The 24,074-nt window shown below is 46.4% G+C and carries 12 protein-coding genes; 3 read left to right on the forward strand and 9 right to left on the reverse strand.

Annotated features, from left to right (window positions below; genetic code table 11):
* Nucleotides 1–2: 2 nt before the first annotated feature.
* Together B1748_RS08380 and B1748_RS08385 are read right to left on the reverse strand one after the other, a co-directional pair.
* Nucleotides 3–1,907, reverse strand: coding sequence for a response regulator receiver domain (locus B1748_RS08380; RefSeq protein ID WP_087567440.1), 1,905 nt, complete (start codon nucleotides 1,905–1,907; stop codon nucleotides 3–5).
* Nucleotides 1,908–1,909: 2 nt separating this feature from the next.
* Complete coding sequence (locus tag B1748_RS08385) at nucleotides 1,910–5,053, reverse strand: sensor histidine kinase (protein WP_087567441.1); 3,144 nt, start codon at nucleotides 5,051–5,053, stop codon at nucleotides 1,910–1,912.
* Nucleotides 5,054–5,151: 98 nt separating this feature from the next.
* On the opposite strand from B1748_RS08385, the gene B1748_RS08390 reads away from it, so the two are divergent.
* Nucleotides 5,152–6,357 (forward strand): DNA cytosine methyltransferase, encoded by a 1,206-nt coding sequence (locus B1748_RS08390; protein WP_179215472.1) that lies wholly within the window; start codon nucleotides 5,152–5,154, stop codon nucleotides 6,355–6,357.
* Between the two features lie 1,028 nt (nucleotides 6,358–7,385).
* Entirely contained in the window at nucleotides 7,386–7,850 is a 465-nt protein-coding gene (locus B1748_RS08400) for a VOC family protein (RefSeq protein WP_179215474.1), read from the forward strand.
* 72 nt (nucleotides 7,851–7,922) lie between these two features.
* Here the strand turns inward: B1748_RS08400 and B1748_RS08405 are convergent, their stop codons facing one another.
* From B1748_RS08405 to B1748_RS08415, 3 genes are all read right to left on the reverse strand, one after another.
* Nucleotides 7,923–8,366, reverse strand: a complete 444-nt coding sequence (locus B1748_RS08405; protein ID WP_087567445.1) for a hypothetical protein — start codon at nucleotides 8,364–8,366, stop codon at nucleotides 7,923–7,925.
* A 137-nt stretch (nucleotides 8,367–8,503) separates the two neighbouring features.
* A complete protein-coding gene (locus B1748_RS08410; protein ID WP_087567446.1) occupies nucleotides 8,504–9,625 on the reverse strand; it encodes a response regulator in 1,122 nt (373 codons plus the stop codon).
* Nucleotides 9,622–11,355: a sensor histidine kinase gene (locus B1748_RS08415; RefSeq protein WP_087567447.1), complete on the reverse strand. Its 1,734-nt coding sequence runs from the start codon at nucleotides 11,353–11,355 to the stop codon at nucleotides 9,622–9,624. The genes B1748_RS08410 and B1748_RS08415 overlap by 4 nt, the downstream gene beginning before the upstream one ends.
* A 147-nt stretch (nucleotides 11,356–11,502) precedes the next feature.
* Here B1748_RS08415 and B1748_RS08420 point away from each other — a divergent pair, with 147 nt between their 5' ends.
* Complete coding sequence (locus B1748_RS08420) at nucleotides 11,503–14,451, forward strand: GLUG motif-containing protein (protein ID WP_087567448.1); 2,949 nt, start codon at nucleotides 11,503–11,505, stop codon at nucleotides 14,449–14,451.
* 440 nt (nucleotides 14,452–14,891) lie between these two features.
* On the opposite strand, the gene B1748_RS08425 is transcribed toward B1748_RS08420, so the two are convergent.
* The 4 genes from B1748_RS08425 to B1748_RS08440 form a co-directional block, all read right to left on the reverse strand.
* Nucleotides 14,892–20,879: a DUF3320 domain-containing protein gene (locus B1748_RS08425; protein WP_179215475.1), complete on the reverse strand. Its 5,988-nt coding sequence runs from the start codon at nucleotides 20,877–20,879 to the stop codon at nucleotides 14,892–14,894.
* Between the two features lie 307 nt (nucleotides 20,880–21,186).
* Complete coding sequence (locus B1748_RS08430) at nucleotides 21,187–22,476, reverse strand: TRAP transporter large permease (protein ID WP_087567450.1); 1,290 nt, start codon at nucleotides 22,474–22,476, stop codon at nucleotides 21,187–21,189.
* On the reverse strand, nucleotides 22,473–22,928 hold the full coding sequence (locus B1748_RS08435) for a TRAP transporter small permease (protein ID WP_087567451.1): 456 nt from the start codon (nucleotides 22,926–22,928) through the stop codon (nucleotides 22,473–22,475). The genes B1748_RS08430 and B1748_RS08435 overlap by 4 nt, the downstream gene beginning before the upstream one ends.
* A 71-nt stretch (nucleotides 22,929–22,999) precedes the next feature.
* Complete coding sequence (locus B1748_RS08440) at nucleotides 23,000–24,007, reverse strand: DctP family TRAP transporter solute-binding subunit (protein ID WP_087567452.1); 1,008 nt, start codon at nucleotides 24,005–24,007, stop codon at nucleotides 23,000–23,002.
* Between the last annotated feature and the right edge of the window lie 67 nt (nucleotides 24,008–24,074).

The raw sequence follows: 24,074 nt of genomic DNA on the forward strand, positions 1-24,074 counted from the left end.
TCCTAATTAAAAACATAAAAGTTTCTCAAACTGGATGTATCTTTAACAAAAAGTTCATCTACTCCAGTCCTTGATTGATACGCGATATACTTATTCATGATTTGTTGAATATACCCAGGCTCTAACCTGTATGGTCTTGTATAATTACCCAATTCCTCAATATTATGTACCTCAGTTACACTAAAGTTCCAAAGTGCACACATTAATTTTTCTGGATTTCCATGGTTAGGAAGAATTGTCAAGTGCTCATAGGTTTTTAGTTGTAAAAAAGCTGAATCGCTATCTATTCTCTTGCCGGTTACAAATTTAAGCATATTTTCTACTTTTTCAGGGCGAAACACATCACAACTAGGTGATATGCAGAGAAGAAGCTTCTCCCCATTTATTAAAACATCCCCAGAATTAAAATAATTCACAATATTGTTATTCTCAATGATGGTATCTATATTATCAAGACGTCTTTCTTTATACTCAATCACTTTCATTAGATGAACTAGATCGACTACCGTTTTAGAAAAATGTGTCGTCCCACGATCAGCTATTAAAGCTAACAATATACTCGGTAATATAGGTTCTATCCATGCAGTAACATCTCTTTTTATATTGTTCCTGTACAATGTGATACATTGTTCTTTTAACGTTTGATTGTCACCGCACAAATTAACTAATTCTGTGTTTTTTGCAAATTCCTTTTCGGACGAAATTACAATGACCTGCTCAATAATGACATTAATTGCCGGATCTAAAGAAGCAGCGTCAATTAGATTCAATCCACACATTATAGTAAATATTTCCCGCCATTTTTCCACTGATATCTGTTTTATACTAGATATAAATTTTCTGTTCTTCTTTCCGTTTGTTCTATTATTTTGCGCTTGTTCTAAATTGTTTAGTTTTCTGCTTAGTAGCTCTAGCAAATTCACATTATCCAACGCTAACATAATTCCAATATTATTCTTCCATTGTTCAGTTATCTCATCGAAAATTACCGAATCTACATCAATCACCTTATTTATATGGTTAGTTATCATCTTAGAAATGACTTTAGCATAATCAGCTGCACTAACCCCTGATGATTGAAGTTGAAGTAATAGGGTACTTTCGAATGGGTGCGAAAATTGCTTAAGTACAGTTGCCGTTTCTCCAATTATCTTATTTATTGAATCAAAAAAAGCAAATTGGAACATACCAAACTTATTAACTAGTAGTTCAATAAATGTATCCTTCAACCTATTACTGGGCAGCTCTCTTTTTTTACAAACTAAAACAAAAGCATCATGGAGATCAAATATGTCTACTGTACTTTCTTCAACATGTGTTTGAGTATAATCGACAATCTTTGAAGCAAATTTATCTCGAATCATTTTTGAAGCTTGAAGCGGATTTTTTGTATAGATTACTAGCAACTTTAATCTACCTGTATTTCTAAAAACAGATTCAAGAATGTTTAATGTCGTTTCTCCACCAGTTTGGTCAAGTTCCCAATCTAAAATTGTCAAATGTGATTGTTCAATTAAAGATACAACCGTTTCAACTTGATGGTCACCCTCAAAGAAAAAAGGACTAACCTTGTTACCATTACTATTAAGATTATAAATTATTTCGAAAGCATCAAAATAATCATCAAGCATGCCGTTAGTCTCGAGTATACTTTGTTTAATTTCCTCTTGTTGTTCAGTGTTAGTTTGATTTACATCCGATGCAACCGAGAATGATACAGGTCTTCTAGTAATCGGTTGTTCCTGTATTGAATTAGCCGTTTCAGATGCCGCAGCTGATTCTTTATTTGCTAAGTCCATAATACTTTTTAAATCACTCGGTTTTTTAATGGCATCATCAACATAAAGAATATCTTTAAAGTATTCTCTAGCAATATTAATAACTTTAGGATCAATTGTATCTAACAAAATTACCCCACCCTATCATTTTCATTAAATTTTATCTCAAGGCATGCACCGTCAAGCATCTTATCTTCTCTTTTTTGAATAATCGAGATAGAGTGTCCTTGAGATTCAAGGACCTTCCTAACTATACTAAGTCCTAGCCCTCTTCCTCCGGATCTTCTAGTAAAAAAGGGTTCAAAGACTTTTTCTTGGATTCTAGGGGGAATACCCGGACCGCTATCTTCTAAATACAAAGTATTTTTTACTATATCGCTTCTTAACAAAATTAACTTATGATGTCCGTTAAGTAACCAATAAATCGAATTGTCGATTAGATTGGAAATAACTGGGTAAATTTTTGAAGGAGAAAGCATAAGAACAAAATCCTTATCCACTTTATTGTCCACTTTTATCCCTGCTTGATTCAATCTAGCATTAAAGAATGTAATTAACTCTTCTACAAGGGCATGAACTTGAACTTTACGTCTAGTTAAGTTATAGCTTCTATACATTGGAGAAAGTTGACTATGACGTGTCCCTATCGCCTTAAAGCCAGCTTCAATCTGACGAATCCAATAACTTTGTGTGGGACTAAGGTTCGCGTTTTTAATATTTTTAATTCCATCTTCGACATTTACTAACAATTGATTGAATTCGTGATTTACAATCTCTGCTGCCATCCCCATATTTGCGAGATCTGCATATATTTCATTTTCCCTCTTTAGATTTTGATTTTGTACTTTAAGAACACCGACTAACTCATTAATTTCAGCTAATGAGTTTACGTTACCTAACTCAGATAGTTCAATAAACGCTTTATCCAAGACCTCTCTGAAAGCTTCCTCAAATGCAGTCATTGCATCTTTCAATTTTTGTCTTCTAATTTCATCAATGCGAAGTTCGATATTATTAATTAGATGATTAAGCTCTTTATCAAGATTATTTATATCATCGGGCTCTAGTACATGATAATGCTCTAACATTGATTGTCCTTTATCTACATCTTCAATTATTGCCTTTTTTAAGTGGCGATTATTCGATATAATATCTCCTGTTATTTCCGCCAACACATGTTCAAGCGCAAACAACTTACTTGTTTCGGCTAATACTTTTTTTTCTGCATTTCTAAGTTCTATCTCTATATTATTGAAGATGTTATTAATATCATCTCTCAATACAGTTAATCTATTTTTATTAGCTGTTAAATATCTATCAAAATCATTATTGAATAACATGGAGACACTACTTCGCCATGCATCCATCCTTTGTCGAATATCACTTTCTCGTTCTTCAAATGAAATTTCAAGTGAGTTTTGATTTTCATTAAAAAGTCTATGGATATCTAAATTCAGCATATTAATCTCTTCTTGCATCTCGTCGTTTGGCACAAACCTCGGATTTACAGATATTATCATTTGTTCACGATCATCATTGAGTTTCTTAAAAATAATATCTTTATAATGTAATAGGTCAGAGTAGCTCTTATTTAATAAAGCGTAACTAAACTTCTCAGGCACTTTTGGTACGGATTCAATTATGTCGTTCAACTTAAACTTATAATTATTAATTGCATTCTTTTTTTCTTTTATCTCTTTTAATAGATTATTAATTGCTTGTTTGGTCTCTTTCTCCTCATTAAGTATCGCTTCGCTTTCCTTCTTTTTTTGCTCGTGTTGATTTCTATTAAAGTTTACATAACTATCCCTTAATGCTCGGGATCCTTTTCTAGCACTAGATAAGTAATCGACAGCGATAGTAACTAACAAGTTTTGTAACGTCTTTACAAAAAAATGAAATTGCTCGTTTTCTATAAGTCCTTCTCGACTTGATTTATCCTCTAACTCAGGATTTTCATCAGAAGTCAATTCAATTTTTCCGAATAAATTCCTATGGCTAAATAAGTATTTACCGGCATTTTTAGATCGATTTTGTTCCAAATTGAGAAAATCATTCTCCGGATCCCCGTAAGGTAAAATTCTTACTCCATCTCTATATACCTTTAGTCCACCAACGTAATCTATTCTCGAATCTAATTTATCAATCTGTTCTTTTGTTAACCCTGATTTTCCAAATTCCTTTTCATAATGGCACAGTTCCACACTAAAAGGCCCGCAATCCTTACTAACAGGATTAATAATCCCGTTTGTCACATCTATCCCTTCGAGTAACTCATCGTTACAGGCATTCAACAATTCTAAATCTGCATTAAGGGCAGACAACTGACCATAAAATTTCCCATTTTCGATTTTCCCTTTTATTTTAAGGTCATAAAGTTCATGTAACTCATCATCTATAAAGTGATTGAATTGAATAGGTTCATTGTTTACAATAAGCCCTATATTAAAATCTTCAATGGTGTTATTGAAACTATCAATGAACGATCCAAGCCTATTGTATCTTTGAGTAGCCATGTAATTGGCGGATCTATTTTTCGTTGTATCAAATACTTCTGACCATGAGTGTCGTAAATCCTGAATAAGCAAAATAGTCCCTTGTTTTTTCGCATCTAATGAATATACAATTTCACCTAAATGATCGAGTGGCGTACTATTTCTCAATATTTGACTTTTAATCCTCTCATATATTACTGAATATTTCTCCTTTACCACGTTACCTTTATCTAACCAAGAATTATTATTTAAATTAGATAACTGTTCCTCTATTAATGATGAAATAAATTCTGGAGATATAAGTTCTTCTTTTGATTTATTAAAATGTAAAGGGATTACCACATCTTCAAGATACATATCTTGGTTTTCGAAAATATTCCAATTTAAATATAAGGTATGCCATTTCTCGTTTTGCGATTTAGTGAACAACCAAAGTTGTTCACCGAGAGCTGCGGATGCCAATCTACCAATTCCCTTTTCACCCATTAATCGCCTCTCTTTAATTTTGGATACCTTTTCTTTTTTCGGCTTCTTTTTAGAATCGGTTCCAAGTACTAACCACTTATTTAAAATATCCTCCTCTTCCATACCTATACCAATATCGTATAAGAAAATATATGGAGAATTATTATTTAAATTAAAATCAGCAGTAACTTCTTCTGCATCTGCATCATAGGAGTTTTTCATCAACTCAATCAATGCCGTTATATCGTCCCTGATTTGTTTTCGCCCCAACAATTCAATGGCTCTTGCTTTTGTTCGAAATTTATTAATTGACAATGGACTCACCTTCCTTCTTTTTTCCTATAAAAATAGCTTTCATAAGCCGGTGCTATACGATAAAATATTATTTAAATATCATTCTTTGGGGGTACCAAGTGAAATTTTCAGCTATAGATTTATTTTCGGGAGCAGGTGGGGTATCCGAAGCATTAAAAAAGCACTTTGATATAAAATGTGCCGTTGAGTTCGACAAAATTATTGCAAGTACGTACGCGCTAAATCACGGTAGCGACCACCTGCTAGTGAAAGATATACGAAAAGTCAAGAAAAAGAAATGGAATAGGATTAAAAGTAAACTGAATGGCGATAACCTGGACCTTCTCGTTGCAACACCACCGTGTCAAGGGTTCTCAAGACATAGCCGTAAGAAAAGTGTCACAAATGCCGATGATCGCAATAAACTTATAATGCAAGTGATAAGAGTTGCAAAGATACTTCAACCCAATTATATCCTATTTGAGAACGTCGATAATATAGTTAATTTCAAAATCTTTCATATCTTCCTAACCCTTCTTGCTAATTTAGATTCCGACGGCCACAAAAAACATAGGGATCGTCCGTCATATCACTTACGCTTTGAAGTAGTAGATGCCGTTAATTATGGGGTTCCTCAACACAGAAAAAGAATGATACTTATCGGAGAAAAGATAAATGAATTCCCGAATACCGATGCGATTATTAAAGAATCCGTCAAGGGACAACCATATGTAACTAACCCGCTTCCTTTATGGCCAAAAACAGAAAAAGCCCCCACGTTAAGAAAGCATTTGGAGCCACACAATTTATCTAAATTAGAAGCTGGTGGGGTTGATGAAAAAGATAAACTACATAGATGTAGGAATCTTTCCCCTGATAACCTAATTAGGATCCGGGCTACTCCTCGGAATGGAGGTAGTCGTTCCGATTGGAAAGAAGAGCAGTTAACATTGGAATGCCATAAAAAATCGAACGTTAGCTTTGGAGATGTCTATGGAAGAATGAATTTCGACAATTATGCTCCGACCATAACATGCGGGTGTTTAGCCTATACAAAAGGACGGTTTGGACATCCTGAAGAAGATCGAGCAATCAGCATGAGAGAAGCTGCATTAATTCAAACATTTCCTATGCATTACAAATTCACTGGAAAAGTCGACGGGAATGCTCACGAAGGTTCTAGCGAAAACATAGCTACTCAAATCGGTAATGCAGTGCCTGTAAGGCTCGCTCAATCTTTCGTAGATCTTATATTCAACCAACTTCTAAATGTAGCCCAAATTGAATTTTTTTCAGAACAATTAGTTGCTGCAACCCAAGCATAAGACACAGACCTAAGATATTCACTTAGGTCTCATTATAATTTTTATAAAAAAAAGAATACATCCCTAGGACGTGTCTGACTCGATCCAGGCCCTCTAGCGCCTCTAGCTGCGCGAATCTTGGGATAATGGCAACCTCTGAAATTGCTGTTTTCCTGCTCCATTGCGTCGACCATTTCATCCGATCGGTAATCCTCTTCCTCCATTCGCTCAACGAGTCTCGTTAACTCGGGACTCTCGCGATGACGAAGCAGATATTCTTCTTCATAGCTCGTGATGGAATGCTCGTTCAGCGGCATGGTAAAGCAATCTGGTTTCCCTCTGATTTATATGTTCTAGCCATGATTTCCTCCTACTGTAACCTCAGCTAGTATAGCGAATTCCCTATTCTTAATCTCAGAACTCGTAGTTCTTTTCACAACCTGAAGTATATCCTTATATGCTTCGATTAACGACGTTACCTTAATCTGAATAGTCTGAACCATTACAACAGGCCTCCCGTGTGACTTTTGAATTAGTTATATACTTTTTCGACACAGGATTTCCTGATCCTTCCTATGAAGTCGGATAAGTTGTGATTAAGCCAAAAACAGACTACTACAATCGAGCAGGCCCATGCTCAATTGCATGGGCCTCTCCCAGAACCATGACGTTCGGGTCATCACATCCAAATATTTCTTTTCCTATGCCTATCTATCGATAAACGACAGGTAATCCAACATTCTGTTCAAAATAACTGCAGCCTCGGCACGAGTCGCGTTCTGCTGCGGTCTGAAGTTCTCGGATTGCCACACACACTCCTCTTTGATGTCCATGTTCTTCGTTCAGGAGGGACTGGTCACAAATGCTGTCAGAATTGTCGGTACTGTCATGCGGGGCTACCAGCGAAACTGGCTAATATTTTTGATAAAAAAATACAGTCCATTCCGGATAAAATTTGTTAAGCTGAGTTTAGGGAGACCCGCGGGCGATGACATCGCCGTGGCGGCCGTGATGTGGGTTCACTATCTGTACCAAGGGAGGAAATGAATATGTCGGAACATGAGGAAAACAAAGAGGAACAAATGCTAGAAGACATTACCGGTATGACTTGTATTTACGTACCAGTAAATGATGTTTACGAGTCTATTAAATGGTACCAAAAGAATTTAGGGTACCAACCTTCTAACAACGAGCTTGTTGAGCCTGGAATGGTGACGGCAGTTTTGAATTTTCCCGATCGGAATGGAAATCTTCCCTTACCTGGTCTAAGGCAAGTTGCACCCGCATTGTTCCTTCACAAATCGGACGAAGAAGGCGGTAGATTACGGTTTTCATGGTCATTGGACAGTGGAAACCCCCATGCAATTGCTTGTTTTATTACACCGCGAATCGAGGAGTTATATAACCGTTTCAGGGCAAACGGAGTAAATATTTTAGAAGAACGGGTGACCTGCGGACCAAACATAACGTTCGCCGATCCTGACGGAAACGTATGGGAAGTTTGGCAACCATAATCGATGGGACAGACTCTATTACGCTTACGGAAAACGAAAGTTAAACAAAGCTACCGGACCCAAAGAGTTCATCTAACTAAATTGAGCTCTTTGGGTCTGATTTCCTAAATTAGAGCCTACCGGCTCAACTTCAGATAAACCTGTTGTCGTAACAGCCGGTTTTTTCTTAACATAATGCGTGGAGTAACCTCTCTCTATCGAAACTTCTCCCGACTTGGAGAATCGCAGGGGCTTCTTCGGCCCTTTCCCCCACCGTGCATAGTTTCTTATGACGGCCTGAAGCCCCATTTCACTTGCCGTCTTACGATAAACGCTCATAATAAAACTTAATTGCGACAAGTTGCCATGTATCACCCGCTCTAGATAAGGCACCTTCCCGACTCGCCATTCTTGTACAAGTTTTGAATTTAGCTTATCCATACGAATAAAAAGCTCAATCGGACTGGCTTCCTGCTTCTCATGAATCATTAGATGAACGAGCTGCTTCACCTTGGCTTGCAATTGCTGTCTGTTCATGTATTCTAGCAACCCTTTCACTTTACATTCCTTGCAACTTACAACAGCTTTAAGTACCAATCCAACGTTTTGTCCATGATCCTCGCCGTCATCGCGATAAACGGCAAAGCATCGCCCTCGAGTGGTCTATTTTGACCTCATATAAGCTCCCGATAGCGTTCATACAACTTCGTGAATTCAATGGGTGTAGGGATGGATAATTCTTTCTGGTACAGATTTGTTACGTGCTCATAGTGCCGAGCAAGCGCTGCTGAGTCGCCCAGCTTCCCATAGGCTTCAAGCAGCAGCAGGTGCGTTTCCTCATCCCATTCGCTCCGGGACACGAGCTTTTTGATGAGGATAGCTGCTTGCTCGGGCTTTTGGTGCTGAAGCAGCCATCGGCCGATCTGTTTAGCAAAACGTATGTATAATTCGTGCAAACGGATTTGCTCGGGAGTTGCCCATACGTAGGAACGCTCATCGAATAACTCTCCTGTATACAAACGCTCGCATGCTAATGCCGCTTCGATATTCCCGGCACTCAGCGTGCTAAATCGAGACACTTGATCTTCGAACATCACGAAGTCCGCTTCGATCGGGTCAAAGAGCAACCAGTATTGTTCAAGCGAGTTGGCAATAATGTGTTTATGCCCGGACGCATGCAAAGATTTGCGAAGTTGATAGACGGTCGTATTGATATAGATTGCAGCATTTTTTATTGGCATGTCCGGGTATATGTACTCGATGATGCGGCTTTTGGAAACAGGACTACCTCTATGCATCAGCAGATAAGCAAACAGTTCCATGCTTTTTCTGGAGATCCATTTTACAGGTTCGCCCTGCTCGGTCTTGACCTCTAACCCTCCCAGGGCTCGCACCGTCAATTTGCCAATTGGGATATCGGCAACGGAGGACTTTTCCCCGATTCTCGCTGCCGCCCGGGCAATCGTCTGTTCCAGACGGGATTGGGAAACCGGCTTGATCATATAATCCAGAGGGTAACTGTCGAACGAATCGATAGCGTACTCCTTATGCGAGGTTACGAATACAATGTCCAGCTCGCGATGCGCGGAACGCAGTCCGCGGGCAACCTCCAGGCCGTTATCATGGCCGAGGTTGATATCGATAAATACAAGATCAATGTCCTCGTTCCGGATTTGTTCCATGGCATCCGCAGGGTGCTGATAGCAGCCGGCCACTTCCACGTCATGAATCCGGGATAACATTTGATTCATCACGAGATGCATGGCCTTCTCGTCATCTATGACAATAACTCTCATCGCAAATCCCCATCCTCGAGAACAATTGTAAATTTGCTTCCAACGCCTGGCTTACTGTGCACCTTAAGCTGGCCGCCGCTCATTCGCAGAAAATGCTGGCTTACGAGCAATCCCATCCCGGTTCCCTTCTCGCCAGCGGTTCCTTTTGTGGAGGAGAACCGGGTTTCATCGAAGAGTTGACGAATTTGCTCCTCGTTCATCCCTACGCCGTCATCTTGCACCGAGATTTCCGTCTTGCCCCCGAAGGATGTTGCGCTTACAGAAATAACTCCACCCGGCTGGGAAAATTTAATCGCGTTGGACAGCAGGTTGCGGATGACCAGAACAAGCGCTTCGTGATCGGCGCTGACCCGCATGTCCTCGTCCACGTCGATGCGCAGTAGCAATTGTTTGGCTTCGCAGTTCAGCACAAGCAGCCGACATGCTTCCTCGACGACCCCGTGTATGATCAGCGATTCAGGTTGAAGGACGATGCCCTCCTTCTGGCCGCGAAACCATTCCAGAAGATTTTCGACCATCGCATACGTGCTGCGAACTTGTTCGCTTAATGTACGAATAATCTCGGACTCTGCTGGATGCAAGCTTTGTTTGTTTGTATCCAGCAATTCTACCAGATTGACCTGTAAGGCCAACGGATCGCGAATGTCGTGGGATACGGCCGTCAAGAGCTGGTCCTTCATCTGGTTAAGGCGGGCGACTTGCTCTAGCGCTTGCTGCTTCTCCGTAATGTCGATGATGATAGAGATCGTTCCCAGCTTGCGCTTCCGATGGGAAAAGAATGGGTAAACATTCACGATGTACGATTTTGTCTCGTAATCCACAGGGCTGCTGATTTCAATGCGGCTTTCTTCCATGTTGGTGCACGCGGACAGCCATTCTGGCCAAGCCGCCAATACTTCCCCCATATGACGACCCAGTATGGGACGGTCCGTCTTCCCTATGACCAGTTCAGAGGCGAATCTATTGCTATCAATAACGTTGCCGTTTGTATTGATAATAAGCATTCCCTCATGCATCGTTTCGACCACGATATTTCTAGCCATCGGAACACTCGAAAAAAGCTTGTATCGCATAATGATCCAGAACATGACGATACCGCAAATCCCGCTATAAACGGAAACGGGAAGAAGCCACGGCAGCAGGTTCGGCTTAACGAGCTTTAATATTTCTACCATTAACGGAATACTCCCAAACATGAGGAGCAACATACCCGATTTGCGTATTTCGGGACGGGCGCCAAGTATATAGCGCACCAATGCGAAGATGCAGCCGGCTATAATCGCATAGCACAATAAGTTGAACGCTAGAGAATAAGGAGTTTTGGTCGTGACCAAATGTCCGTTAACCAATTCTTGCGTGCTGTTGATCACATGCCAGTAGGAATCGGTCCATATCACGAACGACCAGCAGGCAAATAAGGCAATAAGGAGCCACTTCCAGCGCAGCCACTTGTCCATGCCGACCAGATCCAGCACAAAAAGAACCATCAGCGGGACCATAAACGCAAGCGCCGTTTGCTCCAAATTTCTGAAAACAAGCTTGGAGGCCAGATCGGCGGAACTTATTTCCAGAATAACGCCACCGGCATAAACCACTCGGCACCCTAGCACCCAAACAAAAAATCGAACGCCGCGTTCACGGCGATAAACGATAGCATACATAAACAGGATGCATATCAGCATCGCTGAAAAAATGATAGTAATGGTAGATGGCTGCCCTATCACGTCCATAATCGGTAAAGATACTCCTTCGCCATAGCATACTTCGATTATACTGCATTAAGGCTGTCTTTCATAATTTTGTCATAGGGTCAATGGTATGATATAGGATGACAATCGAAGTGAGAAAGATTACATAGGAGAAGCAGGAGGTACATAATGAGTAATTGGCAAAAACGAAGCGTGGCGGTTTTTCTTGTGTTCATGCTAATGGTTGGAGCTTATCCAGGGCTGCTAGCGAAAGGTGGCACAGCCCATGCGGCGCCAGAGGACTTTGCAGGAGGAGACGGAACGTCGGAAGACCCTTTTCGGATTGCGTCGGCGGAACAGCTGAGCGGAATAAGGAATCATCCTGACAGCCACTTTGTATTGATTAACGATATCGACATGAGTGCATACCTTGCAAGCTCTGCCTGGGTGCCAATCGGGGATTCTGCGCTTCCGTTCACAGGGGAATTGGACGGGCAAAATTTTAAAATCTCGAATTTTATGTTCGATCGCCGTGGAGTTGATGCGCCTGCGGGATTGTTCGGCGTTATCAGTACGAGCGGTCATATCCGGAATCTGGTCATCGAAGATGCGGTAGTCGTAGCAAGAAACCAAACAGGCATTTTGGCTGGAACAGCGGATGGGGCTGTTATCGATCGCGTCGAAGTTGCAGGGAGTGTAGCCGGCGAAAATGCGGTAGGAGGCTTGATTGGTTATTTAGGCGTCGGTAGCGTTGTCTCCAACAGTCGCGCTTCCGGCTATGTGGAAGGCATAGGAGGAGAGCTAGTAGGAGGGGAAAAAGTAGGCGGAGTAGGCGGCTTGGTCGGCACGAACTCCACAGGTACGGTAGAGGATAGCCATGCTAGCAGCACTGTCAAAGGTACGAGTGAAGTCGGCGGCCTGGTCGGATGGAATACGTCGATTGTCGTCCGCAGCCACTCGACAGGAGACGTCGCCGGCGTGAGTGAAGTAGGCGGTCTGGTCGGGGCTAATGAGGATAACGGAACGATAATGAACAGCAGTGCCTCCGGCGATGTCACCGGCGAAAGAGATTTGGGCGGTTTGGCCGGCATTAATCAAGATGGCGCGGATATAGCCGTCAGCCACGCCACTGGCAACGTAGTTGGCAATGTTGCCGGCGACGTCGTTGGCACTAAATATGTAGGCGGTCTGGTAGGCGCCAATGTTGACGCGACTCTATCCACCAGCTATGCTTCCGGCAATGTGAATGGCGATGAATATACCGGCGGGTTAGTCGGGTTGATAGAAGGCTCCACGATTACGAACAGTTATGCTACAGGCAAGGTCACGGGATCGCTATATACCGGCGGCTTTGCGGGAGCGGCTTTATTGAATTCGGAGCTCTCCAATAATCGCGCTACGGGCGATGTCAATGGTTCCCTGATTGCAGGCGGCCTAGTTGGCTTAAGCAATAAGGGGAACATATCCTACAGTTATGCTTCCGGTCATGCAACTGGTCAGCTTGATGTCGGCGGATTGGTTGGCGAACTGGAAGACGCGGTCGTCTCCGGCAGCTTTGCCGTCGGGAACGTGGAAGGCTGTAATGATATAGGCGGTTTAGTAGGAGATAGCGACGATGCGCTTGTCACCAATAGCTATGCAACAGGCGCGGTAACGGGCATTGCCGACGCGACCGTATGTATTTACAGCGCGTATGGCGATTCCATTGGGGGATTGGTTGGAGATAATAAAAACTCGACCATCGAAAACAGCTTTGCGATCGGGCGCGTAACTGGCCTTGTATCCGTCGGCGGTTTGGCCGGCATTAATGAAGACGGGGTCATTACCCGCAGTTACTATGACATGGAAACTTCGGGACAATCGGATACGAATGGGCAAGGCCTGACCTCCGAGGAAATGAAGGATGGATCGAACTACGAGGGCTGGAACTTCGATAATACCCTTTGGGCCATTCAGTGGCCCCATCATAATGGCTACCCCTATTTGAGCACCATTCAAGCCTTTATCACCTATGTTGGGAACGGCACGGATCACGGAAGCGAACAGTATCGGAGCTACTCCTACCATTTCGAATCGCAAGTGGACATTCTGGAGAAGAGCGCGGATTGGACGAAAGGCGGTTACCTCTTTCAGGGATGGAATACGGCTGCGGATGGCAGCGGCGAAACCCTTCAACCCCAAGATACCGTCACGTTGACCCGAGATAAGGTATTGTACGCCATTTGGAGACAGTCCGCCCCTCCTCAGCCCCAGCCTCAGCTTTCGGATAACGCGAATCTCTCGGTGCTGACCGTTACAAGCGCCGACGAAGAACTGGCATTAACGCCGACATTCGCAGCGGGCACGACCAGCTATCAGGTGGAAACGAAAGCTGACGAGGTCACGATCAAGGCGATTCCTTCGGATGCCAATGCCTCTGTTTCCATCAATAAAGTTAATCTTGCCGGAAGCAAGACGATAGCTCTTGACGAGGGAAGCAACGAGTTTGAAATTGCGGTCAGAGCCGAGAGCGGCACGGTCAAAATCTATAAACTGTCAATTCAACGTCTGCCAGAGAGTGAAGAATTGCCGCCGGAGGAGCCGGCTTGTACCTTCCGTGATATCAAGGGTCATTGGGCGGAGTCCCTCATTTGCGAAGCCTTGCATATTGGAATTGTAGAAGGCCCTTCGGAGACAACATTCCAGCCTCAAAAATATATTACCCGCGTCGAGTTTGCGGCTATGCTGCTTCGTACGCTAGAGATCGAATCCGCGCCTGCGGGAAGCGAGCTGACCTTTATCGATCGGGATCAAATTCCCGCCTGGGCCACTGATCTGATTAGCACTGCACAAGAGAACGGCATTTTGCAGGGTTATCCGGATCAGACGCTTCGACCGATGCAGATGGTGAACCGATCGGAGATGGTTGTCATGATGGCGAGGGCATTAAATTGGGATTTGGAGCCGGGAGACACCTCTTTTGCAGATGATGCGGAAATTCCTGCATGGGCCAAAGGTTACGTCCAAGGCGCCGCAGAGAAGGAACTGGTAACCGGACGCGACGGCAACCGGTTCAGCCCCGTGCATCCCGCCACAAGGGCGGAAGCGACAACGTTGCTATTGCGTCTGTGGCATTTTCTCGAAACCGATACAAACTGATAACCTTCGTCTGATTACGCCATAAACAAACTACTATAAAGGAAGAGGCTCATGCGCAATTGCATGGGCCTCTCGGTTTCTCAGTCATCTTTCATAAGATCCAATAACTTTTGAAGCGTCTCCTCTTCGATGATTGCCTTCACCACCTCTCGCCCAGTTCCTTTCTCTAGGACTAGCTTGGATGGCAATTTCTTATAGTAACTACCTAACGGACACAGATGACGCTATCCTTCGATTTTTTAGGTTTTCGAAAATCTAACGGACATAGGTGACCTTATTGGCATCATCATAGTGCAAACGGGCCCCATTACGACCCAATAGTGTTTTTCCTGTCCGTTAGATTTGTTTGAGGTTGAAAATCGGACAAATAACGTCGCTGGTGTCTATTAGATTATTCAACCTGTTGTTCACAAGTCTTGGAGTCGCATCATTTCCTAAAACTACGAGAAAAAGGAGTTCAATCCAAAAGAAACCCTGCCATCCTCCACCGTAGCCAATCCGCGATCCACCGCAACTTGAATGCCATTCCTCAGCGCCTTGTCCAGCGCGGCTCCGGTTCTGGCGTAACCCAGCAGCTTTACCGTTTCTCGGACAAGGTCATCCGTCGAGAGACTGCCATGGGTAAAGAGAATCTCATGGACGGCGTTCGAAACCTCCTCGGGAGGCAGATCCTCCGCACTCCTCCGGTCGGAGTCATTTTCGCTTATCCGATAGACGGCATATTGTAAAGGCTCGATATCCTTTGGCCAATAGTAGACGCTGTCCTCCCAAGCCGTAGATTGGAAAGGCAGCGAAGACAGCAAGCTCTCCAGATGGCGCTCGATCCGCGCTCCGGACCTTGTCATCCCCCAAGCTTGGATGACTCGGCGAGTCAGCAGCGATCGGCTGATGGGGCCCTCTCCTTCGATGACACTCGCGAGCTGTTGTTTCACAAGCCTGCTGGAGGAGATGCTATAGAACTCTTCGGATGACTTGGACGCGATCTGCTCCAGATTTACGGGCTGATACGAGGTGCGCCATCTGCTGGCCGGCGGCGAATCAAGCGCTTGTTGCGCCGCCTCCACTCTCTCTACTGATCCCGCTGGCTCTGGAGAAGAGGACTGAACAAACTCGTCGCCCGAAATGCTCGTAGGGTTCCCTTCGTTCGTCGAAGTCGACAACTGATTCGCTGTCGTTGCCGCCGAAGCTGCAACGACATTCTCCATAGTCGCACTTCCTGCAGCCTTGCGCTCCTTTGCGGCTTCAACAGAAGCGATAATTCGCTTGACTTCCTTCTCGGGATTATCCAACCAATCCATGGCCCATACCCGGTGGATGCTCCAACCTAGCTGGCGCAGCACTTGTCCGCGCAAAACTTCCCTGTCCCGCGCCGTCTTGCCGGTCCTATAACCGCTTCCGTCGCACACGACCGCGAGCAGATACGTATCCGGCTGATCCGGATCGACGATGGCAAGATCCATCCGATAGCCGGAGGTGCCTATATGGAGATCGACCTTGTAGCCTTCCTTCTCCAGCACCTCCGCGATTTCCTTTTCGATGCCTTGCACCCGACGGCCGGTTTCTTCCGGCCCCACGCCAAGCGCGGACGTCCCCTTCTCCGCATATTCCAGAAATGAGCGGAGCGCCGCTACTCCTTCCGCACGGGTCCGGGACACATCCAGTTGATCCGCGCGAAGCGTGGAAAACACATGCATCTCGTGGCGCGCCCGGGAGACGGCAACGTTAAGCCTGCGCCAGCCGCCGTCGCGGTTCAGTGGTCCGAAGTTCAGGACGACCTTGCCGGTGGCGTCGGGGCCGTATCCGATGGAGAACAGGATGACATCGCGTTCGTCTCCCTGCACGTTCTCCAGATTTTTGATGAAAATCGGCTCGTACAGCTTGGCTGCCGCAGTCTCCAGCTCGGGATCGCGCCGGTACGATTCGTCCAGCATATCCTCGATCAGCGTCTGCTGGATGGAGTTGAAGGTGACGACTCCGATGCTTCGATTGCTTAACACGGGATCCTTTAAGCGGCGAGCAATCTCTTGCACGACGGCCTCCGCTTCGGCGCGATTCTGCTTCGTCTTCCCTCTGTCGTAGAACCCTCCAACGGGATGCCACTTCACGCTGGATTGTCTCTCCATTGGAGACGGGAAGGTCAATAATTTATTCTCGTAGAAATGTCGATTGCTAAACGCGATCAAGCTCTCATGCCGGCTTCGATAATGCCATAGCAGATGGTCCTGCGGCATGCCAAGCGCCAAACAGTCCTCCAGGATGCTCTCCAGATCCTCCGGTACGATGACTTCGTCGCTCTCTTCGCCGCTGGTGCCGGAGAAGAAGCTGGTCGGCGGCAGCTGCTTGGGATCGCCGACGACGATGACATTTTTGCCTCTCGCCATCGCCCCGACGGCCTCGCTGGTAGGCAACTGCGACGCTTCGTCAAAGACGACAAGATCGAACGGCGCGTATTTCGGATCCAGATATTGCGCTACGGACATCGGACTCATGAGTACGCACGGACATAGCCGGTTCATCAGATTCGGAATTTGCTCGAACAGCTTGCGCATGGACAAGCCTCTGCCCCCGCTGCGAATAGCCCTGAGCAGGATGCCCGCTTCCGAGCTGGATGCGGTCTGATTGCCGATCGACGGGATATTCGCAGCCAGACGGGCCGCAATCTCTTCTCTCGTCAATTGCTCGAACGTCTCCATCGTTTCCTGGAACGACTTGATCTTCTCCTCGAACAATCGCCCGGAGAACGAAGCCAGCCCCGGATCATTCTCCAGAATATACGCGATGGCTGCTTTGCTCCAAGCTTGCTCAAAGGCCGCTTGCAGCTCATCGTGGCGCAATTGTCCGCTCTCATAGGCCGTTACAACCGATGACAAGCCTGCCGATAAGGCACGATCGCGTACTTGCCTCCATGTGCACCAATCCCTCAGCGCTCCTACATGCTCTTGCCATGTTTGAGCCTTCGAAGCCCGGTACTCGAACCACGGTTGCTCTCCGCATTTGCCGTCCATGGCCTCCAGATCCAGCTGCAGCAAGGCGACGAGCCCCTTTTCCTGCTGCTGGAACTCCTCATAGCCGGCCGTATACTTCGCTAAAACATGCCCGTGCTTCCCGTCGAACACGCTCTTGCCCGCAGCATAAGCATCCGCAAGCCGTTCTCTCGCCATCTTCGCCGCGGGCGCTTCCTGGTGCAACTGCAGCAGCTTCTCGTTCAATGCCAATACCCAGACATGGACCGCTTGAACGGCCTCCCAATCCGCCTCGCCGCCATTCCAAAGCGGGCCAAGCAGAGAGGCGACGGCGGGTTCCATCGCGGTCAAAGCCGCCGATTCCGTCTGATACGCGACAATCTGCTCCAGAAGCCCCTCCGTCTCGTTTTTCTGAAGCGCTGCACCAGCATTTGCTTTGCCCCTAAGCAGCTTGAATATCCGATTCTGTTTCAGCAGTCTTGGCAAGAACCAGCTGAGCTGGGCTTTCTTCCACTTCTGCAGAGCGGTGCCGGCGTCGAAGGTCAACACTTCCGCCGCAAATAGCGCCAATAGCTTCCGCTTCGCTTCATCCCTGGCCCTGCCATGCCGGATCGCCCGAAGCACTACAGTGCCGGCGGCTTCCAGATCGGTCTCGCGAAGCAGACCGACAGAAATAACCGGAGGCGCAGCCATTAATTCGCGGACGACATGCCAGGTGCGCAGCAGCACCGGAGAAGAAGGTCCTCCAGCAGGAGGGGCAAGAAATACGCCTACTTCTTCATAAGCCGACCTCACACCTGTAATAGCAGCCTTGTAGGCTGCAAGAAGCTCTTCCATCCCCGTGCGCAGCTGAGGATGATAGGTCGACACTCCTGCATCCGACCAGGCATGGCCATGGGGGCGACCTGTCGCTTCGCCGGCAACGGCAAGCTCTCGAACGAGGTCGCTCCACGCCATATACGAATCCTTGTCCATGCTGCCAACAACACTAGGCTCCAAGGTAATCACGGACGGGGCAGTCTTAACCAAACCATAACGAGTAATGGCTTCATATAACGAAGAGCCGAAGCCGTATTGCTTATGCAAGGACTCGACATGGCTATTCAGCTCCCGCCTCGATGCCCCGAGCCGATCCGCCAGTCTTCGCCATTCCTCTGGAGACGAAGTCCGCGCCGTCTCCAGCGTTCGGCGCAGCTGCTCAAGCACTGCTTTCTTGGTGCTCTTGTTGGAGTGAAGCTCCAGACAGAACGGGCCGAGTCCGATGCTTTCGAGCCTGCTCTGCACGACGCTGAGCGCCGCCATCTTCTCCGCCACGAACAAGACCGTCTTGCCGCCGGCCAACGCCGATGCGATCATATTTGTAATCGTCTGCGACTTGCCCGTGCCCGGCGGACCGTGGAGCACGAAGCTTCGGCCGCTGCCTGCCGCGCTAACCGCGGAGATTTGCGAAGAATCCGCGCTGATGGGAAGCAGCAATTGATCCGGCGGGAACAGCTCGTCCAGCTTCGAAGGCTCGGGAAACGTATCCGTCTGCTCCCATTCCATGCGGCCCGCCATGAGACTGGCGACGACTTTGTTTTTGGCGAGCTCGTCCGAACGGCTGCGTATATCATTCCACATGACGAAGCGGCTGAACGAGAACAAACCAAGGATCGCGGACTCCACAATGTCCCACCGGGGCATATTCATAATGACATGCCGGATCGTCGTAAAGATACCGCCCAGATCGATGCCCTTCTCATCCCTTGGAAGAGGATCCAGACCGCCGATATGGCTGCCGAAATCCTGTCTGAGCATCTCCAGCAGCGTAATATTGATCTGTGGCTCTTCGTCTCGCGCCCGGAGAATAAATCCGGCTCTCGAGGATTTGCGGATGATCTCGACCGGCACGAGCACAATCGGAGCGTACCTGGGCAGCTCGCTGGCCGTAGACTCGTACCATTGCAACAGCCCCAGGGCCAGATAAAGCGTGTTCGCCCCATTCTCCTCGATCGAGAGCTTGGCCGAACGGTAGAGGTGAACGGTTTTGTCCGCGAGCTCACGTTCATTTACATCCCCGCGTAGGCGCTTATGCTGAAATTCTTCGTAGATCAACGCGCCGAGAGGATGATCCTTGCTAACGCTGCGGAACAACTCCGCGCTTCTAATCGAATTGTCCCAATCCGACGGTCTGGGCAGCAATTGGAACTCCTGCCCTTCCGCCAACGCGTCTTCAAGCTCACCCAGTCGCGTATGAAGAAGCGGCAGCGCGGACTTGGTGAAACGGAAGTTAAGCAGCGTATTGCGCAGCGTCAGGTCGAGCAGCTTGCGCTCCCACTGCTTCTGCTTCGTTACCGCTATGGCGGAGACCTCGACCGGCCGTTCGAGAATGGCTAATTCCGACGGCGCTTCCACAGTCACTCGATAATTAGCGTCCTTTTTCTCCTCTTCGATCTCGAACCCGGTCGCCGTCTGAATTCGGATCGGAAGCGGCCGGATCGAGCTGGCGCGAGCACGCTTTACGTCAACGAAGCCGAAGAACAGCTCCGGGGCATTAAGATGATTGGCTGCCGCCTTTTCCGCCTCTTGATAGGAAGCTCGGCTGCCCTCGCACATCATGGTGCACTCCGCCAAGCTGATCTCATGCACGCCGGCCGCAAGCCGTTTCGTAAGCAGCGAGCTGTCATCCTGTACGCTCTCCGAAAAGGATTCCTGGATGAGCCAAACGCCCGCGAACGCATGTCCCTCGGTGAACACGACCAGCGGATGCAGACCGATCGCCTCCAGACAAGCGGCAAACAGCAAGGTCAGATCCAGGCAACTGCCCATTCCGTTGCCCGCAACGGCATCCGGCAGTCTGACGCGCTGGCCAACCTCCTCGAAGCTTGCCGGAGGGACGATATAAGTGGCTTGCATGTCTTGAATCGCCGAATAAACCGCGGCTGCCTGATGGCGAACCCGATTGGGATTGTTGCTCTGATAAGCGTCGAATGCGGAGCTCCCCGTCCACTTCTCCAGATAAGGCGCCGCTTCTCGTATCACCCGCGCCGTGATCGGATGATTGGGCATAACGAACGCAGCAATCATCTCCGGCATGACAGCAAGTCCCGCCCATTGATCGTAGGCCAGCACCGACAGAGGCGAACTGTCCCTGTAGACGACATCCTCCCCGCATGTTACCTCCAGCGTAAGAGTACCTGCGAGTCTCTCCGTTAAACTCGCCAGGAAAACGCCCGATACCTCGATAGACACCGTGCTGATATCTATCGTCTGCCCGGGCAGAATGACATCAATCGATTTTGTCCATACGCTGGCGAATTCTGGCTCGCTAGCAACGGTCAACCGTACGGCATGCAAGCTGCTGTCCGAATGATTGCTGAGCGAGATTCGCTGTACGATTGGTACGTAATTTTGTTGCATGGCATAGTTCACTACATCGTGTCGCATCCACTCGCATGTCAGCCCTCTGTCGACAACAATCTCCATTTTGCAGCCCCTGCCTCTCCGTAATAACGCTCTTCCTGTCATTATAGCGCAGGCGGTATTCTATTCCCACAAAATATGAGCTTGCAATAGAGTCAAGCATGGTATGGACATAGCGCCATTCTCCCAGACGCTCTATTTACATCATTGGCCACTGGCGTGTCCAGCATACACAACTCTTGCACAGCCGATCCTGCGTTAATACCGAAGTGCTTGCGAACTCCCCGAAAAAAAAAACACCCCGCAAGACTCGTCGTCCCGCTTGGGTGTGTTTCTGCACGCTAGAGCTATATTCCCCCTACTTATATAATCAGCCAGCCGTAAGACGATTAAAAAAATCAGGAATGAACAGGCTGACCTCCGGTACATAAGTAATTAATACTTGAATCACTAACAAAATAATCAACTTGGGCCAAATAAACGGAAGCATCTGCGGCACCTTAATCTTGGCAATAGAAGAAGTAACAAACAAACATACGCCTACAGGCGGAGTAATCTGCCCGATCGATACATTAACCGCCATCACGACGCCTAAATGCACGGGATCAATGCCTGCTGCCAAAGCTAATGGCAAAAACAATGGCGTAAAGATCATCAGCGCACTAATCGCATCTATAAAGGTTCCGGCAATAAGCAGAATAACGTTCATGAGAAGCAGCAGCATAAAAGGATTTTCGGCAAACGGTCCCAGCAGCTCGATCAGTTGGTCCGGAATACGATGATAGGATAACAACCATGTAAACAAGGAAGCCGACCCAATTAATAAAATGATGGCTGCAGATATTTTGGAGGTTGTAAGCAAAATATCAAGGACATCCTTAAGTTTAAGCTCCTTATATACAAAGATGGCAATAATAAGAGAATAGATGATCGCAATAACCCCGGACTCCGTCGCCGTAAACAAACCGGATAAAATGCCTCCAACCATAATGGTTGGCATTAACAAGGCCAAAAACGCATCCTTTAACCCCGTCGCGACTTCCTTGCCCGTAGCGCGTGTTTCTCTTCCTTTATAGTTCATTTTTTTGCCGACATAATAACAATACCCAAGCAGCCCAAGCCCGATTAAGACACCCGGCATAACGCCCGCCATAAACAGATCGGCGATGGACGCGTTGGCCATTACGCCATACAGCACCATAAAGATACTGGGCGGAATGATGGGACCTAATATAGCAGATGTCGCTACTAAACTCGATGAAAAACCTATATCGTAGCCTTCTTTTTTCATGACCGGAATTAACATGCCGCCGATTGCCGCAGCAGTTGCGATTGCACTGCCGGTAACGGCGGAAAAAAACATACTCGCCAGAACGACAACCATGGCCAGCCCTGCCGGGAAATGTCCGACCAACGTTTGGGCAAACCGAATTAATCTCGCTGAAATTCCGCCCTTGGACATAATTTCTCCTGCCATAATAAACAAGGGAATCGCAATTAACGAGAAGCTGTCTATCCCTCGAAATATTCTGCGCGGCACATTAATGAGTAAATCAGGATCGGTAAACAAAATCGCTAGTATAGACGTAAAACCTAGTGCATACGCAATCGGAACTCCGATGAAAAACAAAAGAAACATTACCAGGATTAAATAGATCATTTTCTCATCAAGTCCTTCACAGTGTAATAAAGCATACACAGACCGCTAATGGGAATAGCCATATATACATAAGCAACTTGCAACGGGAGAAATCCTACCGTTTGGCCCGATTGGAAATTATCGCGGATCAGCAGAATACCGTAATAAATAAAAACGAAAAGAAAAGCAAAAATCACAATAAACTCAATCATTTTAAATAACTTTCGAATGGAAGAAGGAAAGTTTTCTACCAAATCAATTTTTAAATGCTCTTTATGTTTAACCGCTAAGGCTGCGCCGAATAAAACAAACCATACGAAGCTGATCATCAATACTTCCTGAGACCACGAAAAGGAAAGGTCAAACAAGAATCTGCACATGACTTGTATCGCTGTAATCAGAACTGCAATCAACAGAAATGAACAGGTTAGAAACTCCAGCGTATAGCTTAAGAAATGTAGTTTGTTTTTCACTGTAAACTTCCTTTCTTAGGAAACGATTGGGCAGAGTAAGCAGCAAGGCTTACTCTGCCCAAAATTAGCGGTTATTGAATATTGCCAATACGCTCAACCAGCTCTGCCGGAACTTGATCGGAAAGCACGTCCTTGACTTCTTTGGTTAGTTCGCGGAACGCATCGATATTAGGCTCGGTCACAATGACGCCTTCCTCTTTAATCTCTTCAATAATATTTTTGTCAATCTCAGCGAGCTTCTCGCGTTGGAACAACTGCGCTTCTTTAAACGCATCCTCTACTACTTTTTGTTGTTCGGCCGACAAGCTTTTCCATGCCTTGTTGCTCATCGCGACCGCTGCCGGAGAATAGGTGTGGCCGGTTAGGGACAAATACTTTTGAACCTCATAAAATTTCATGGAGTAAATCGTGTTCAGAGGATTTTCCTGTCCATCTACGACACCTTGGTCCATCGCGGAATATAATTCGTTAAACCCGAGCGGAGTGCCGTTGGCTTTTAAAACGGCCATGTGGGCATCCCATACTTTGGACGGTTGAACTCTAATCTTGAGGCCTGCCATATCTTCGGGGTTGCTGATCTCTACTTTATTATTGGTAAAATGGCGGAAACCGATTTCCCAAAATCCAAGGAACTTCATCCCTTTATCGTTTGCTTTTCCGATCAGCTCTTGTCCAATTTCTCCGTCCAGCGTTTTATACACATGATCCAGGTTGCGGAACAAATAAGGGATACCGAATACATTCATCTCGGGGACAATGTTGGCAAAGGAGCTGTCCGCGACAACTGCCGTAATATCCAACGTACCGTCCATGACTTGTTCAACCGTTTCATTTTCGTTGCCAAGCACGCCATTGTTGTAAATATCCACCTTTACCGCTCCGTCTGTTTTCGCTTCGACGATTTCTTTAAATTTATCCGCCGCAATTTGGTATTGATGCGTGGTAGAACCTACGTGAGCAATTTTTAAAGTAATGGCCCCTGCTTCCGAAGAATTGCCGCCTTTGTCATTGCTGCCGCATGCCGCTAAAAACACGGCCATTACAAGGATAAATAATGCAAATTGGTTTGTTTTTTTCATTTTTTTATACTCCTTATGGTTTAAGTGTGGGTTCAAAAAGTCCGGTTTTCAGCACCGAGAAGATTGG

The organism is Paenibacillus sp. MY03 (assembly GCF_002165585.1).
Classification (GTDB): Bacteria; Bacillota; Bacilli; order Paenibacillales; family Paenibacillaceae; genus Pristimantibacillus; species Pristimantibacillus agaridevorans.